Source organism: Euhalothece natronophila Z-M001 (assembly GCF_007904085.1).
Classification (GTDB): Bacteria; Cyanobacteriota; Cyanobacteriia; order Cyanobacteriales; family Rubidibacteraceae; genus Halothece; species Halothece natronophila.
The window spans coordinates 546,403-563,689 of the sequence record NZ_CP042326.1 but is presented as its reverse complement, the minus strand read 5'-3'; the positions used below and the strand labels follow the sequence as shown (position 1 = coordinate 563,689).

At 38.5% G+C, this 17,287-nt stretch carries 13 protein-coding genes; 7 read left to right on the top strand and 6 right to left on the bottom strand.

Going from position 1 to position 17,287, the window contains the following annotated elements; translation table 11 throughout:
• Window positions 1-5: 5 nt before the first annotated feature.
• The 5 genes from FRE64_RS02565 to FRE64_RS02545 all read left to right on the top strand — a co-directional run bounded on the left by FRE64_RS02565 (window position 6) and on the right by FRE64_RS02545 (window position 6,729).
• Window positions 6-1,928 carry a lactate racemase domain-containing protein gene (locus FRE64_RS02565; protein WP_146294530.1) on the top strand — a complete coding sequence of 641 codons (1,923 nt, stop codon included), beginning with the start codon at window positions 6-8 and terminating at the stop codon, window positions 1,926-1,928.
• 24 nt (window positions 1,929-1,952) lie between these two features.
• Window positions 1,953-2,939, top strand: coding sequence for an AEC family transporter (locus tag FRE64_RS02560; RefSeq protein WP_146294529.1), 987 nt, complete (start codon window positions 1,953-1,955; stop codon window positions 2,937-2,939).
• Between the two features lie 96 nt (window positions 2,940-3,035).
• Complete coding sequence (locus FRE64_RS02555; protein ID WP_222597851.1) at window positions 3,036-4,358, top strand: ABC transporter substrate-binding protein; 1,323 nt, start codon at window positions 3,036-3,038, stop codon at window positions 4,356-4,358.
• Window positions 4,359-4,362: 4 nt separating this feature from the next.
• The gene (locus FRE64_RS02550; RefSeq protein WP_146294527.1) at window positions 4,363-5,388 is read left to right on the top strand and encodes a cache domain-containing protein; all 1,026 of its coding nucleotides are present in this window, start codon (window positions 4,363-4,365) and stop codon (window positions 5,386-5,388) included.
• 66 nt (window positions 5,389-5,454) lie between these two features.
• Complete coding sequence (locus FRE64_RS02545; protein WP_146294526.1) at window positions 5,455-6,729, top strand: HAMP domain-containing protein; 1,275 nt, start codon at window positions 5,455-5,457, stop codon at window positions 6,727-6,729.
• 9 nt (window positions 6,730-6,738) lie between these two features.
• Here the strand turns inward: FRE64_RS02545 and dndD are convergent, their stop codons facing one another.
• Window positions 6,739-8,709, bottom strand: coding sequence for a DNA sulfur modification protein DndD (gene dndD, locus FRE64_RS02540; protein ID WP_146294525.1), 1,971 nt, complete (start codon window positions 8,707-8,709; stop codon window positions 6,739-6,741).
• Between the two features lie 197 nt (window positions 8,710-8,906).
• On the opposite strand from dndD, the gene FRE64_RS02535 reads away from it, so the two are divergent.
• Together FRE64_RS02535 and FRE64_RS02530 are read left to right on the top strand one after the other, a co-directional pair.
• Window positions 8,907-9,188 carry a SelT/SelW/SelH family protein gene (locus FRE64_RS02535; protein ID WP_146294524.1) on the top strand — a complete coding sequence of 94 codons (282 nt, stop codon included), beginning with the start codon at window positions 8,907-8,909 and terminating at the stop codon, window positions 9,186-9,188.
• Between the two features lie 215 nt (window positions 9,189-9,403).
• Window positions 9,404-9,664 carry a DUF4164 family protein gene (locus FRE64_RS02530; protein WP_146294523.1) on the top strand — a complete coding sequence of 87 codons (261 nt, stop codon included), beginning with the start codon at window positions 9,404-9,406 and terminating at the stop codon, window positions 9,662-9,664.
• Window positions 9,665-9,707: 43 nt separating this feature from the next.
• Here the strand turns inward: FRE64_RS02530 and dndC are convergent, their stop codons facing one another.
• From dndC to FRE64_RS02505, 5 genes are all read right to left on the bottom strand, one after another.
• Window positions 9,708-11,276: a DNA phosphorothioation system sulfurtransferase DndC gene (gene dndC / locus FRE64_RS02525; protein WP_146294522.1), complete on the bottom strand. Its 1,569-nt coding sequence runs from the start codon at window positions 11,274-11,276 to the stop codon at window positions 9,708-9,710.
• Between the two features lie 375 nt (window positions 11,277-11,651).
• Window positions 11,652-12,260 carry a cysteine desulfurase family protein gene (locus tag FRE64_RS02520; protein ID WP_146294521.1) on the bottom strand — a complete coding sequence of 203 codons (609 nt, stop codon included), beginning with the start codon at window positions 12,258-12,260 and terminating at the stop codon, window positions 11,652-11,654.
• Between the two features lie 27 nt (window positions 12,261-12,287).
• Window positions 12,288-13,688, bottom strand: coding sequence for an HNH endonuclease domain-containing protein (locus FRE64_RS02515; RefSeq protein WP_146294520.1), 1,401 nt, complete (start codon window positions 13,686-13,688; stop codon window positions 12,288-12,290).
• Entirely contained in the window at window positions 13,652-15,820 is a 2,169-nt protein-coding gene (locus FRE64_RS02510; protein ID WP_186708929.1) for a hypothetical protein, read from the bottom strand. The genes FRE64_RS02515 and FRE64_RS02510 overlap by 37 nt, the downstream gene beginning before the upstream one ends.
• 42 nt (window positions 15,821-15,862) lie before the next feature.
• Window positions 15,863-17,158 carry an RNA-guided endonuclease InsQ/TnpB family protein gene (locus FRE64_RS02505; protein ID WP_246140373.1) on the bottom strand — a complete coding sequence of 432 codons (1,296 nt, stop codon included), beginning with the start codon at window positions 17,156-17,158 and terminating at the stop codon, window positions 15,863-15,865.
• Window positions 17,159-17,287 lie beyond the last annotated feature (129 nt).

Below are 17,287 nucleotides of genomic sequence, written 5' to 3'. Positions count from 1 at the left end.
AAACAATGAGTCATTCAATAAGACTTCAAAGTTATCCTGAATATAACGTTAAAGTACCGCCACAAACGAATGTATTTTTTCCTCGTTCACCTGCTCCTTATGATACCCTAGATAGAAATGAATTAGTCTCTTATTGTAAGAAGGAAATTCACACAGCGATCGCGATCGGAGAAAAAAAACATAAAAAAAATATCAAAAGTATTTTATTAATTTTACCTGATAAAACTCGTTCTCAAGTTGCAGCCAGAATTTTAATTGATGCCATTTTAAATATTGTTAATAATAAACCTGAACTAAAAGTGACTCTTCTTTATGGTTTAGGAACTCATCCCTTAATGAGCTTAAAAGAAATTGAAAAATTAATTGGTAAAGAGCGCTACTCAAAACTGCAAGCAATTGGCATAGCAATTAAACAGCAAACTACCAAAATCAAAACGAATGAATTAGTTGAAATCATCATTAATCCTCACTCATCTCGGGAAATTGCAAACAAGTCAGAGACGACACCTTACTCAATACAAAAGAACAGCACTCGCTATAGCGTAAAAATTCCTCAACTTCTCTTTAATCATCATCTAACCTTAATTGCTGGTGACACCAAAATCCATCCTTATGAAGGTCGCTATGGCAGTGGTGGAATTAACAAAATGCTTGCTGTAGGCATTGCCAGTCTCAACGAAATTCGCCGTAGTCATAGTACCAGCGTTTTATTAGCAACTACAGCCCGAGCCGGTGATCCCACAAGTCCGTTTGTCAAAATGATTGATACCACTGCTCAAGGAATCCAACAAGCAATGATATCTCGCCCAGAAAGCCAAGCTATGTCAGTTCCCTATGGGTTTACCGTTCTTGCCCAAGATGAAGATCAGATTTGGGATATGGCTTTTGGGGATCATGAAAATTACCGTCAAGAACTAGCTCAGAATAACTATCGTAACCATGTTTTTTCAGTTGACACCACTTTCAATTTAGTTATTAGTGATATTGAACCGAAGCGAGGAACAGATATTCTCGCTGGAGCTCGTGCCTTACAGTATATATGTGATTGGAACGAAAAATCAGCCCCTTTACTTAAGCCACCAAACCAAAACTCTGTTGCCCTCTTATATAACCCCTGTAATGAACCCCTCAATAACTCTGGAATTGGCAATGATGGAACAAAAGAACAATTAGATATTCTCCTTGAAATGACCCAAGAACATCGTGATTTGATCAAGGGTCAACTTTTAAAAGCAACAAGCTGGCAAGAAATTGAAAAAATTTTACGAATTTCCAGAGATGATTTACTCAAGCAATGGCAACTCCATTTACAAGTTGTAAGTGAAGCGGATCAAATTTGGTTACAACTAGAAAAATTAGCTAAGAAAGTTTTAGCACACCGATCTAAAGGTGTTTTTGACTATACAATAGAGCAATCGCTACACAAAATGCTCTTTAAATATGCTGGAAAATACAATGTCACCATGAAAACAATAAGCCAATTGCTCCAGCAATACGAACAAGGACATGATTTTAGGGGAATTATTGACCAAATTAATTCCCAAGTTTTTGCTCATCAAGAACATTTTGGTTTAGGAGAAGGCGGACAACGCGCACTGCGACTATTAAAAATTTGTCAACACTTTAAATATTTTTTTATTGCCACATTTAATCCTGTTGTTATTTCTTATATACATCAATTAAACCCTGATTTAACGGAATATATTTCTCCCTCCCTACAAAATCAGTCTAATATTAAAAGTAGATCAATTACTCTGTTAGGGATACAAACTATTGATCTCAATACCTGTTCCCCTCAAATTGCTCTTGATATTGCTTATCACTACAGTGCTAGCTTTGAGTCTTCTGCTAAGGGGATAGAAATTGCTTACTTGAAAAAACCAGTTATTCTTAGGAGAAACCTTGATTTTATTCCTAAGAGGGAGTAAATTCAATATAAAAAGGCTTATTAAATGTCAACTATTTTACAGCTTATTACTAATCTTTATATACCAATTTTTTCCGCGATCAGTGTTGGATTTGGGATTAGTTTTATTCTTACCCATCGCCGATTTAAGAATCGCTTTAATGCTTCTCTTCAAGAGATAGTTCCCAAGAAACTCGGTCAATTTTTATTTTGGATTGGTGTTCCAATTAGTATTATTAACTTTTTACATCAAGCAGACCTTTCAGGGAATGTTTTTATGGCTCCTGTTATCGCTTGGGTTGCTATTTTACTAGCTTTGGGATTAAGTTGGTTAGGATTCCGTCCATACTTAAAGGAAATAGAGCCATCAACTCAGGGAAGTTTTTTATTAAGCTCAATGTTTGGAAATACAGGTTACATGGGATTTCCTGTAACTCTCCTTTTACCCCAATTAGGGGCAGAATATTTTGGTTGGGCGTTATTTTATGATTTGTTAGGAACTTTGTTAGGAGCTTATGGATTAGGTGTATTTCTTGCGTTACGTTTTGGTCATGCCGTTGAAGGAAAAAAAAGTAATCCTTGGTTTATATTACTGCAAGTTATCATTAAAAATCCCACTGTATTTGCTTTTATCCTTGGTTTATTTTTAAGACAAATTACATTTCCTTCTTTACTCGCTATCAGTCTCAATGGATTTGCTTGGTCAGTTGTTATGTTATCCTTAATTTTAATGGGGATTAGATTACAGCAACTTTCCTCTTGGCGCAACATTAAACCGTCAGCAATGGCTGTATCAGTACGGATGTTATTAGTTCCCATCATAGTAGCGATGGGGTTAACTGCCCTAGGATTTAGTGGTCCGCCACGACTGGTTATGGTTTTACAATCAGGAATGCCATGTGCCTTTGCAACAATTGTTATTTCTGATAATTATGGATTAAATCGTGAAGTAGTGGTGGGAGCTGTCGCTCTCAGTTCAATAATGTTGCTCATCACCTTACCGCTCTGGCTATGGGGATTTTCAACTTGGTAGATTAGGTGGTTTATAGGATTAATCAGTATGTTTTTTTTCAAGAGAAAGTTCCGAAGTCAGTTTCGATCAACTATTAGAATTTTGCTTGCTCTCGTGATGCTTAGTTCAATCATTGCCTGTGATCAGCCTATTATTGGCCCAGAAGAGCCAGCGCGAGAAAATGTTGAGGTTTGGTGGAGCGAAGGTTACTATCCCGAAGAAACCAATGCTATTCGGAAATTTATTGATGAATGGTCTGAACAATCGAATGTTGCTGTTGATGTGCAATTTTATAGTGAAAAGGATTTAACACAAAAAGCTGAAAGTGTGATGAATTCTGATGAAACTTTACCCGATATTATTTATGGTTATACCCTTGATTTTTCTCTTGTCCCCACCTTCGCTTGGAACGGAAAATTAGTAGATACCAGTGACATTATTGATCCTGTCCAAGATTTATTCATGCCAGAAGCCTTGGAAAGCGTCAACTATCGCAATGATGTGGAAGATCGACGAAGTTTTTACGCTGTCCCCATTGCCCAAAATACGATTTATATACATTACTGGCGTAGTTTATTGGAAGAAGTTGGTTTTAGTGAGGAAGACATTCCTGAAAATTGGGAAGGTTTTTGGGAGTTTTGGTTGGAAGTTCAATCCGCTTTAAGAGAAGAAGGGCAAGAGGTATATGCTCTAGGATTACCAATGTCCACTGCTGCCACGGATACTCACTACACTATTGAACAAATTTTACAAGGTTATGATATTCAGATCGTGGATGAAAATGGAGAACTCACCTTTAACGATTCTGACTTAGAGAAATTGACAGAGATTTTATCTCAAATTAAGGATTTTTATGAAAATGACTATATTCCCAGTAATGTAACGAATTGGACTGACCCAGATAATAATATTTCTTTCCTGAGTCGAGAGACTTTAATGACTCCCAACCCTACTTTATCAATTCCAGGTTCTCAGCGACAGAATCCCTCTACTTATAAAGAGGAAATGGGAACAATCGAATGGCCCAATAAAGTAAATGGTGAACCCATGGAGTATATCACCTCAATTAAACAGTTGATTTTGCCAGAAGGAGCTCCTCAAACGGAAAAAGCCCAAGATTTAGTAAGCTATCTCATACAACCAGAACACCTAGCAGAATTTAATGAAGGTTCTCAAGGTCGCTTTTATCCTGTGATGGAAACAATTTTAGAACGTCCATTTTGGAATGATCCTGAGGATCCCCATGTGTATAAAACTCACCAGTATTTTGAGCGCACTCGTCCCTCTTATACAGTTTTTAACCCTGCTTATGCGGAAGTAGAAGCAAGAGGGGTGTGGGGAAATGCCTTATCTCGAATGGTGGAAGAAGATGTAAGCCCCCGTGACTCAGCAGAGAAAGCAAGAGAAGAAATTGAGCAAATTTTTGAAGAATGGGAATAGAGCCATGAGTTCATACCAAAAGTTAAATTCTTCGTGGAGTAACCGCATTGGAATGTTAATTGATTGGCTTCCCCTTATAGCAATTACAGCCTTTAGTTTAAGCGCATTTTTAGTTTATGTGTCCATGCGAAGCCAAATTGTTCCTGCTGTATTTAACGAATTGAATACTATTGCTGAGATTAAAGAAGAACAGTTAGAAAGCTGGTTTAATCAGCAACAGAATACGGTTCTAGAGGCAAGTGAAGTTTTGGGGGAATCTCCTCAAATTGTTGAAATCTTGGAATCAGGGGGAATTAATCCTGAGGAAGTTCCAACTATTGAAGCTTTATTAGAAGAAGTGGACTTGTTAGAAAACAGCTATTCTGTTTCCCTTTTAAATCAGAGTAGCATTATCGTTTATTCCACTAAGGGGTCTATAGAGGGCTCATATCAACCAATTCAAAATACCAGCACTTATCTTACCCCTGAAAATCGCGATCAAGTCGTTCCTAATTTCTATGCTTCTCGCCGAGATGCTATGCCCATGATCACTTTTGCGACTCCCCTTCATAATGAGGAAGATCAACGGGTTGGTTTTTTAGCAGTGGATCTTGATTTAGATGCTCTTAATCAGGAAATGCGTGAATTACCTTATACTCTAGAACTTCCCTCAGAAGAAGCTCCCTCTTTAGAGGTTTATCTCGTTGGACGAATTTCTCCTGAAAAAAATGAATTGGTGGCTCACTCTGTTGAATCACATACTCTGGGCGATGGAATTAGTAGTCCAGGGATTGATGAAGCAATTTTACATAGAAATAGCAATCAAGAGCTCTACTTAAACTACAATAGAAACCCAGTTATCGGTGATTATCGGTGGATATCGGAATACAATTTGGCTTTGTTATCTGAGTTGAAACAATACCAAATATTTGCACCGGCTAGGCGGCTAGCAGCTTGGATTTATGGATTAGGTTTTAGCATCACTGCTTTGTTATCGATGATCCTTTTTCTCTTTAAGCCAAAAGTGAAAGCAAAAACAAATAAGTTATAAGCTCATTAATAATTTTAATCTTGTTTTATCACATGATCAACTCATCACTAAGCAACGGAAACCGGCATGAAACTATTACGTAAAAGTTTATTATTTCAATTAGCAGGATCCTTTTATATTCTCTCTCTGATTACACTTTCAGTAGTTGCTGTAACTGCTTATAATCGAGCCAGAGCTCATCTAAAAAACTCAGTTTTTGAACGTTTAGATGTGGCGGTTTCCCTGAAAGACCATGAGTTGGAACAGTGGTTTGATAATCAACGTCGAGATGCTATTTTATTAGCAAACTTACCAGAAACTAAGGAGGGAATAGAAGCCGTTACTTCCAATTCTGAGGGAGATGAGAGCGAAGTACTCAATGATCTTTTTCAAGAGGTGGTTACTCTCAAACCAGATATTGATGAAGTTAGTATTTTGACAACGGGAGGGATTGTTTTACTATCTAGTGATCCTAGTCGAGAAGGACGATATTTAGGTCTTGGTAACACCACAACCTATTTTGAACCAGATGAGACAAATGTTATCCCGACAATTTATCAATCATCTCATGCAGAAAAGCCTAGGGTAACTCTTGCTACGCCGATCCTTGATTCTGACAATCAAAGACAAGGTGCATTAGCAACTAGTCTCAATTTAGATGCAGTTGATCAGTTGATTCGAGAACGAACTGGTTTAGGGGAAACTGGAGAAACTTATTTGGTTAATCGAGGGACTGGAGAAAATCGTTTTATTTCAGGAGTAGATTCTTCTAATGATTTATCTAGGGACACAACTAGTAGCCAAGGGATTAATAAAGCTCTCAATGGTGAAAGTGGTCGTGGGATGTATGAAAACTATGAGGGGGTTCCTGTAATTGGGATTTACCAGTGGGTTGATCATAGTGGAGTCGCTCTCATTGCAGAGATTTCTCAGGAAGAGGCTTTTCGCCCTGCACGAACTTTAGCCCGAGAGATTATTTATATTGGCTTTGGTGTTGCGACTTTAATGCTAATTTTAATTGTTTTATTAGCACGTCAACTCGCTAAGCCAATTCTAGCGATGACTACAACAGCAACAAAAATTGAAAATGGAGAATTTGATTTAAATGCTTTAGAAGGAATTAAGTTTCGCTTAGATGAATTGGGCGATTTAGCAAGAGTTTTTGAAAATATGGCGAATAAGATTCACGCTCGGGAGCATCAATTAAAACAAGAGATTACTGAATTGCGAATTGAAATTGATCAGCAAAAGAAAGAAGAAGAAGTTAAAGAAATTGTAGAAACTGATTTCTTCCAAGATTTAGAGAATAAAGCTCAATCTTTACGCAAACGTAAGCACTCTAAAAATTCTCCTAATTCTTAGTTTCATCAACTAAAAAAAGTATCCCGACTGCACAATGGTTTCCCCTGTGTCTTCTTCGTAGGTTAATTGATACTGATGCGCGATCGCGTCTTGAGATTTTAACTGCTGATATTCCACTTCCCCAATTTCGGTATCAGTGGATAATAAAATCACTTGATGGGAAGCACTGGGGAAATATCTTTCAACAAGGTTATGGCGGTGGGAGGAGTCTAAACGCCCTAGAGGTGTGTCAATGGCGATGGGAAGTTGACGGTGAGATACTCGCGCTAATCCCCATAAGAAAGCAATGGCGAGGAGTTGTTTTTCTCCAGCAGAAAGGCGATGTTTGGGAATGGGTTTTCCTTGGGTATCAAAGAGGGAAAGGCGAAAGTTATGGGTATCAATACTAACCCGATGCACTAAGTCTGATTTATGGAGAAGATAACGGAAGCATTCGGTTACTTCAATTTCTAATTTATTGAGTTTTTTTAGGGTCAGTTTCTCTTTAAATTGTTCGAGCGTTTTCTGTACTTTGGCAGCAGATTGAATGATATGTTCGTTATTGTTTTGATCAATGGCTTCTTGGCTATACCGTTCTAATTCTTGCTTGGTTTCTTTGATTTTTTCTTCTAATTCTTGCAGGTAACGTTGCCCTGATTCATAGTTAGCTTGGGCTTCAGCTTTTTTATTTTGCGCTTCTTTAACGGCGGTTTCTAGTTTTTGATAGATTTCTGGGGAGGCGGCGTTGGCAATTTCGCGATCGCTGTTATCAATTTCAATTTTAATCTCTTCTAGTTTTTCTTGTTTTGTTTTTAATTCCTTTAAGAGATTGGGAAGTCGATAATCAAGTACCGTATTTAAGAAATTGAGGGTATCTTGATCGGAACGTAAGTAGGGCGGAATTTTGGGATGAAGTTTGGCTTCTAGGGTTTGGTTTTCTTCTTGTAAAAAGGCAGAAATTTTATCAACTTCAGTGGCGGAGATGGCAAGTTGATTGATATAGTCTAGGAGAGCGCGATCGCGCTTTTTTACAACTTCATGCGTCATTAAAGCCTGTTGATATTCTAATTCCTGTTCTCCCTGTTCTTTTGCAGCGTTGAGGAGAGGTGTAATTAGGGCTAACGGTAACATATCTGCTGCCAATTCTCGCAGGGCTTCTTTTTCCGTTTCCGCATTCTCTTTTAAGTCATTAATTTTCCGTTGCAATTGTGAGCGTTGAGAGGCAATTTTCCCGCCTTCTGAGATAAAATTTTCTAAGGCAAGACGGTGATCTTCATGAGCGCGATCGAGCTTTCTTTGTAATTGTTCTTGTTGTTCTTTTGCTGTATTTAAGTCTGCTTTTTGTTGATTCAGTTTAGTTTCAATAGCTTCAATATTACTGAGGGTGCTTTTATTCGCTAATTGTTTCCGTTTGCGATTAACTAAAACCTCTAAATCTTCGCCTAATTTTTCTGCCAATTCTAACCCTAATAAAGATTGAATTGCCTCTTTTACTTGTGGCGGTGGAACATCTAACTCTGCTAATTCTTTAACCTGTTCACCATCAAAGAGAAAGAGATTAGATATTCCTAACGGGAGTAAATTTTCAATATATTCATCCCAAGTATTGGTCAAAGCGCGATCGGGCCAATCATCGACTAAAATACTTAAAGTATCCTTATTATCCCCTTTTTGCCAAGTGCGAGTTACCCGAAAAACCACTAACTGATTATTTAATATCTCCTCAAACGCCAACTCAATGCGCGTTTTTCCCTCACTGTGACGATTAACCGCTTGCGAGAGAAAATCACTATAACTTAAACTTCCCCGTGTGGAACATTGCGCCCGCTGTCCATAAAACGCCAAGCGAATTGCATCCATAAACGTCGTTTTTCCCCCACCATTCATCCCCCCAAAGAGAATAATCGGGCGAACTTGTTCCCCAGCATCAGGAGATAAATCTATCACTTGTCGTCCGCGATAGGGACCAAAATTTTCTAAGACTAATTCACGTAAGATCACGAGGAAGTTTTCAGAATCACGATACTATTGAACAGGGTAACTGATAACCCTTCCTCAATAATGACAGATAACAAGCAGATATTCCCATATTAGCTAGAAAGAGTCGTGCTGATAATGTTTGCTTTAACAGTATGATCGCGCCCTTCCCAATTTTGATGTTAAAACTGAATCAAGAGATCTAACAGATAATAGGGAAGATGAGTAATCGAGTTGAAATCCACTATTGCACCCAATGTCGGTGGCTACTTCGCGCTGCTTGGATGGCTCAAGAGCTTTTAACCACCTTTACTCAGGATATAACGGAATTATCACTCTGTCCTGCTGAAGGTGGCGTTTTTCAGGTCATTGCTAATAGTAAAGTGGTATGGTGTCGCAAAGATGCGGGACGCTTCCCAGAAATAACAGAACTTAAACAATTAATCCGAGATGAAATTGCACCAGAAAAACAACTCGGTCATGCAGACAAGAAAAAAACATAACTAGCTATAGCAATATGCTCTCATTTGTAAAAAGTAGCTTAACTTACGATCCCCCCTAACCCCCCTTAATAAGGGGGGAATTAAAGGGGGGATCAAATGCAGGAATTTACAACTGATTTAGGATTGCTATAGTACCACATAACTGAGCTTATTCCTTAAAACCTTAAGCAAGAGAAATTAATTTGATACAATTAAGTAACTAAAAGGCATTTCGCATGACAACAGAAACTGATTTTGCAAAAATTTTAGAACGACTAGAAACGAAAATAGATAGCTTAGATGAAAAGATAGATACTAAGACAGATAGTCTTGGTGAGAAGATACAATCTTTAGATAGTCGTTTGGCTAGAGTAGAAGAAAACACCAGCAATCTATTTCAGCAGTTTAATAAACAACATAACCGGGGATTTCTAATCGTTCTTTTTACAACTATTTTAGGGCTTCTAGGAAAGGTGAAGTTATTTCCCTCTCAATGAGTTAGATAAGAGGAAAGTTTTGACAAAACAAAACATTTACCTTTTAATCTTGTTCAGAATTATCCGCTTCCTTGTTACCAGCAAACTTAATATTTGCCCAAGTTAGTTGCTTGACTTTTTCCGCATCTTGATCGTTAACCGCAGTTTTTAAGTCCCGTTTTAGATGAGCATTTTCTATCGCTTCTTCCTTATTGCGAGAACTGGTTTCAAAACACTTTTCTAACGATTCATAGATACCAACGCGACGAGATTTCGTGTGATATTGGCGTTCCGTATCTAATAATTTTGCCATCAATTCTAAGTCCATTTCATTCTCACAAAGTTCCTCCAACACACTCCATTCATCACTACCTAAAACCTGATTAGTTGCGCCCAAGCGATTATCAAAAAAAGGTTCACCCGTCACTTCTTGATAAATGCGAGGAAGGCTATCATCAAATTCATGTTTTTCTTCTAGCCAAATCCGACGAATCTCACTTAATTCTTCAGGTTGAATTAAGGTAATATCTTCCATGCCTTCGGGGGCATTTTTTCGCACTTCTACTTGCGCTTCTAAGACTCGTCTTAACCAATATTCTCGCCAATATTTTGTATAAGGACCAGGTATAGGATTAATAGCCGTTTCCCCATCCCCAGTATTGCGTTCAAAGAGTTCAACCTTACCATAAATGCGGCGGAAATCTCGGCGATCATGATCATTTTCCACATCTAATTCATTCCTAATATCTAACAAAGGTTGCATCCATTCTTTTTCCTCATCATTTTGAATCATTGCCTCCATGGATTTATCTTTACTTACCATGGTGCAAACCCAACAGCCAAAGCGAGAGTCACCACAACTGGGAGTAGAAGTATCAACAACTAATGGACATTCATTATCAGCAGTTGCCCCCTGATACATTGAAAGTAAATCTTTATTATTACCTCCCCAAGGATTTTCCCATTGCATTAAATACAGCCATACTTCATTGGTTTGCCAGTCTTCGATGGGTAAATAAATTAAAGAGTTAGGACGACTCGGATTCGCATTAAGGTGATCCTCAACACGCCATTTCCGATGCTTTTTCATATTTCTTTCTCGTGTTCTACTTTCTGCTTTGCGAGTCCCTAAAACTAATACGACCTCTCCTTGATCTCTAATCAATTTCCGAATAAAAGAATCAGTCGGTTGAATTTTCATCCGATCAGTACACCATCGAAATCTATTACGTGGCGCAGGATATCCTTTACCAATCAGACAAACCCAAAATCTATCTTGAACACTAGGATAAGTTAGATGTGTTTGTATGGGCATTTGCTGTTGTTCGGCTGCTTCCTGCATTTTTTTATGATACTTTCGCACCCAATTAGAAACAATTGGATTTTCAACAAGAGTATCATTACTAATTACATGAATTGTTTTAGTTCTTTTTTCAACAGGCAGATCAGCGATCGCATTCCAGAATAACTGAAGCACTGTGGTACTATCTTTGCCGCCACTCCAACCGACAATAATTGGCTTATTATCTCGGTAGTATAATTCTTGAATTTGTTTAGTCAGTTCATTGACATCTTCAACTAATTCCGAAACAGAACGCTGTTTATTTAAAAAATCGAGTTGCTGATTACTCATAATTAACTTTTTAGTTTCAAGTTATCGTAGTCTAAAATCAATAAATTTACAAAAATGAATGGTATTCATAAATTCTTGACTATAGGTTAAATTTAAAATTTTTCAAAAAGGGAAAACTGTACATTGTTGATTGGTAAGGCTGAAAGACAAACGACTACTCTACCTATCCTAACTTTTTAACCTAACTCGTGTGGAGTTTTAAAACTACTACAAAAACGAGGGATATCTTACCTCAACTATAAATCTGAGGAGTTAGCTGAGGAGTTCAAAAGTGTTGAGACAATGGAATTGGATCGCTTTCAATGATTATTGTTTCTAACACAATAGAGATCAGCCTTGACGAGACGTTCGAGGTAAAGTAACCCTATCCTAACTTTAGGAATCCATCAGAGATCGAATTTTGAAAGCAGCTTCAGAGAGAATCATAGCAGCCTGATCAACTTCTTCTTCCATTGTAAACTTACCAATCCCGATTCGTAATGCCCCTTCTATGGCTTCTTCTGGTAAGTTCATTGCCCGTAATACGTGGGAAGGAGTTTCCACTCCTGATGAACAAGCTGCACCTGTGGAGATGGCAAGTTGATCACGAATTCTAGCAACTATCGCACTGTTGGGAATCCGAGGAAGGGATATATGCAAGTTTCCTGCTAAACGGGAGTTAGTATCACCATTGACAACTAAATCAGGAATTTCCTTTTGCAGTAAGGCTTGAAGTCTGTCTCGCTTCTGCGCGATCGCGCTTTCGTCTTCTTTCATCTCCATCTCTCGCAATCGACAGGCTTCCCCTAATCCAACAATGCCAGGAACATTAAGAGTGCCAGATCGCATTCCTCGTTCATGTCCACCCCCATATATAATGGGTTCTAGGGGAGTTCCTTTTTTAATGACTAATGCCCCAATGCCTTTTGGTGCGTAAAATTTGTGACCTGAAATTGTTAAATAAGTGATTTCCCATTGCTTAAAATCAATCAGAGTTTTACCCACTGCTTGAGAGGGATCGCATCACATTAATTAGTCATATAACCAATCTGGACTAAAACCCTGAATTGTTGCCAACGAAATTAAAGGCTGGATTGTTAACTCGTATGCCTTACTGAGTTTCTCGAAATCAAGTAAATCATCAGGATCATTCATTTTCAACTCGGAGATATAAGACTCAACAGTATTCAACCACTTTTGATAACTCAGTATTTGAGAGGAAACCTTTAAGCCAAAATGTTGAAGTTTAACAAAGTCATTAAAGTATTTATCAGAAGGTAAATAATTAGACTTAGATGAATTAATACTGGGATCAGTAGGGATTAAATTCCAAAGCTGATCATGAGCAACAAATGACCAAGGCAAGTAATGATCTAAACTCATTTTTTTACTATCTAAAGGTTGCCCTGAATAAATACAGTTAATGGGCTGAAAATCTAAAATCTGTTTCCAATATTTTGTCTGAGGCGATAAAGAACCTCTTTGCTGAGGCATAAATATTTTATTGACAATATTGGGAATATTAGGGTTACGCTTTTGCATATATTTAACCCATTCCCAAGATGCCCAACCTCGGATGATCGCATAGTGTTTTTCCAGATAACTCGCCCAGTTAGGATGAATAAATAGGGATTGGCAATCTCTATAGTCTGTGTTATTAAACTTATAAAGCGGTTTCTTAACATCAAAATGTTTCTCAGCAATAGCTGGAATTACTTTTTCTAAATCATTGCCTCTGCCCTTACTAACATTTTCTGCTTTCAGTTCTGCATCTAAAAACGAAGCAACCAGACGAAAAGGAACATAACGTTTAAGGTGACTAATTGAATCGCTCAGATTTTGAGAAGCAATGGTAGATCGTAATAACTTCTTATCAGTATCGGTAAATTTAAGGATCGGTTCTGTAATTTCTAAGTTTAGGGAATCAAGTTTTTGAGCAATTTTATCTTGAGTTCCAAAAGACAGCTTAAAGTAGGTGTAAGGATACCAAGCATTAGCTAACATTTCAACAATTAATTCTTGAAAACTAATTGAAGAGAGAACTTCAAACTGTCGCCGTTTAAGAATATCTAGAAGCGAAAGAAAAAAGAGATATTTATAGGATGTTGTGCAGTCGGAAAAGAGGCGAGAGAGGGTAGCAACATCAACTTGATCTGATTGAGGAAGCTGTTCGGCATTAAACTTGGTCAATTCTTGAGGTTGACTTGTTGTTAAATTACCTAAATAAATCTCCACAAATTCTCTTGAGGCTTCTGAGTTAATAGCTTGGATCGCTTGAACAATTTCCGTAACTCTCTCTGCACTAGGATCTGTCTGCTCGTGATACCAGCGAAAGAAAATAGGACGCTCTACCCCCAAGGCTGTTGCTAACTGGCTTTGAGTAATACTGTAAGACTCTAAAACTTCTCTAAGTGCTTGTCCTGCTCTTCCCATTTTAATCCTAATTTCTCCTCATCTGACCTTTCTATCATCGCTTCTAACAGTTCCCGTCTAGCTTTTGCGCCTTGGGAGGTTAACTGACGACGGTTGATCAGTTCATTCCAGAGAATTGGGGTTTGGGGATAAGCGCGATCGCAGACTTCTGAGAGTTTAGCATTAAAATCCGTCACCCGATCCATCGGTGAGATTTCACCTTGCACCCAACACAAATTCGGATTGTCGGCAATGTTAAATGCCTGATTGAGGGTATCATTGAGCAACTGTTCTGCTTCCTGCACCCGATAACGCACCTCACGGCGGGCTACCCCATCTGTTACCAGTTCTGGCGCACTACTTTGAATTTTCTTGAGGGCAGCATATTCGCGCGATCGCAGTCGCAAAACTTCTAATTTTTTCGTTCCTAAAATAATTAAGGGTTTACCATCAGCAGTGTTTGCAGGAATCTCTGTCGGCATTTCGGGATCTAGCCAATACCCCACTAAACCATCACAATCAGAATTAGAACAAGACAGTTGAGTAAGGTCAAAACTACCATCAAGATAATGACATTCAAAATAGCCGAGGGTTCCAGTTTTGTAACTATGACGCTGGGCAACCAAGGGATTAAGCGGTTGCAACGAAGACAGTAAGGTAACTAAATTCGATTGCTCTTTTTCAAGATAGGCACTCAACTCGCTATCCACATTAAAGTCTGAACCTTGCCAAAGCCGAAGTTCATTGAGTTGACGACGGTGAGTAATGAGATTTTTCTGTAAAAGTTGCTCAATGATCTGATCCCAATATTCTGTGTCATTTTCCGTTTCACCACTAGGCAAATCGCATAAAGCAAGGGGAACTAAGTTACGAGTGGCGCGTAATTCTCCTGTTACAGTAACTAAGTTCAAGATGCCAATCGTCTTTAATGTTCTTACATAATCCCTATCTAGATGTTTGGCATCAGCAATTAAATCTTGAATTTCTACCCAACGTTGTAAATTTGGTCGGGAGGCTAATCCCATTCCTGCTGCTTCAATAAAATAGTCATAAACTTGATCTAATTTCAGAGTTGGTAAAATATCTGAGTCAACAGAAACCTCATCTAAAAAGCGTTTAAATGAATAAGGTTCAGCGCTGGTTAAAAAAGTAAATAACGAGCGATCATTTTGGGCATAACGACGGCATAGAATCGGTAAAACAAATGCTGAAAGAGGGTGTAAGGGATAAACGCCACTAATAATTTCTTGGGAAAACTCTTCGCTTTCTATTGTATTTTGCATCTGAGTTGACCACTCTTGGGCATAACTATTTAAAGCACAAGCAATCGGTTCTGTTTGAGAATGATCAATTGCCCTCGCAATCAGGCGCATCATTTGTCCTGCCGATTCAGTGAAAGGAATATCTTCAAATCGCCCTTGGATTTTTGCCCATTCATTCCGTTCAACTGTTGCCAGTCGTTGACCATATTCAGCAAAGGCTTGATGGAGAATACCTAAGACATAAATAGGAGTTTCTTTTTGTTCAGGAAGCTCAATTAATTGTTGCAGTAGATATAAATCTTCTGTTCCGCCCTGGTAAGCTGCATATTCTAGATTTTTTCCTAACTCATCTAAGACAAGAAAAATTCCTGTTTTTGCTACCTTCCTAACTTTTTTGACTAAGTTGAGGGCTTCTTGATTACTAAAAATTCTCCCTTCGCTAATTTCAATTTGAATATCAACTAATTCGCGATAAACATCTGGTTTATTTCCCTTCTTTGACTTCCAAAAACTCTCTGCACCATTAATTAAAGCTCGAACAATTGTCTGGCTAATCGGTTCTCTCGTTCCTGTGGCAACTGCCCTTAAGAATCCTTGTTGGGGAAGATTCTCTTCTAATAATTGATAATCATCACTTTCTGTTCCTAATCCTACTTCCGCGATCGCGCTTGCTTTCTTTCGCATGGGATGATTCGCAGGGGCAACTAAAGCAGATAAATAATGAGCAAAGGCTGATTTTCCTGTACCATAAACACTGGTTAACGTCCAAGCCCGATTCCCCTCAGTTTCAGAGAATCTGCCCACAATCCGTTTTAGGCTATCAATGGCGCGATCGGTGAGAACATATCCCTCTAAGCTAGACGGCACCTCTAAATCCCGTTCTAAATTCACTGAACGAGAGTAGCGACGGCTAAGATTGACATACTCCCCAGCCTAAAGGCGTGGGGATTCTTCAGCCTTCACAGGTTCCGAAATTACTGGTTCCTCAACAACACTTGCTACTCCAAAAGACTCCAAATTAGAACCCTTTGAAGTAGTAGAGGCGTTTATTTCCCCAGTCGTTCCCTCCGAAGAGGCAGTTTCCCAATGCCCTTGGGTACTGTTTGACCATTCCATTCCTATTATTTCCATACCCCGTTTAAGGATATTTAATGCAGCATTAGTATCTCTACAAAGTTCAACTCCACAGTTAGAACATTGATGTGTTCTTGTACTTAATGACTTTTTCTCTCTGTGTCCACAGTTATGACAATCTTGACTAGTGAAAGCAGGGTTAACAGCTACAACTACCTTACCCCAAAGTTTGCCGTAATAGTCTAGAAACTGTGTGAATTGACTCCAAGCTGCATCAGAAATAGACTTGGCTAGATTATGATTTTTGACTAAATTAGCAACTCTTAGATCTTCATACGCCACGACATCGTTAGATGCCACTAGCGCCTGAGCTTGTTTCAAAGCCCAGTCTTTACGCTGACGTTGAACTTTAAGATGTTGTTTACCTACTTGAATTCGTGCTTTGTGATAGTTAGCTGATTGTTTCTGACCATGACGATACTTTTTACTCAGACGACGTTGGAGTTTTTTCAGCCTACGTTCAGACTTTCTTAGGAACTGAGGATAGATGATTTCATTGCCATTTTGATCCTTGACAAAATACTTCAGACCTAGATCAATGCCAATTACTTCTCCTGTATAAGTTCCTTCTTCAACTCGGTCAACTCCTAATAAAAACTGAGCATAGTAGCCGTCAGCACGACGGACGACTCTAACCCGATTGATCTTGCTTGTCAGGATGTCTTCTCTTGCTTTACTATCACAATAAATAGAGAAAGTCCCTGCCTTGAAGCCGTCTTTGAAGGTTATGTAAAAACCGTCGTCTGATAGTTTCCAACCACTGGTCTTATATTCCACCGAACGTGAGTTCTTTTTGAACTTAGGGTAGCCAACAGGTCTAACCCCATTTCTACAGTTTTCGTAAAAACGTTTAATAGCTATCCATGCACGTTCTGCGTGAGCTTGTCGAGCCATGCTGTTGAGTTGTTTAGCAAAAGGAAATGCTTGAGCTAACTCTTTACAGAGAGAGTCCATGGAACTTTTCCCTACACCATGGTTGTCCATCCAATAACGCAAGCATTTATTTCTGATGAACTGTCCTGTACGGATAGCATTATCAAGTGCTTGGTATTGTTGGGGTGTAGCATGTTTTAATTTGGCTTCTCTAACCAACATGGCTCAACCTAGCCAGCTTAACTAAATTAGTTATAGCATAAATTTTACCGTGATCAAAATTGTGGTAAAGTCGTCCTAAAAGGACGAGGCTTTAGACCCAAAGATTCGGGTAAAGTCATTAATCGCGCT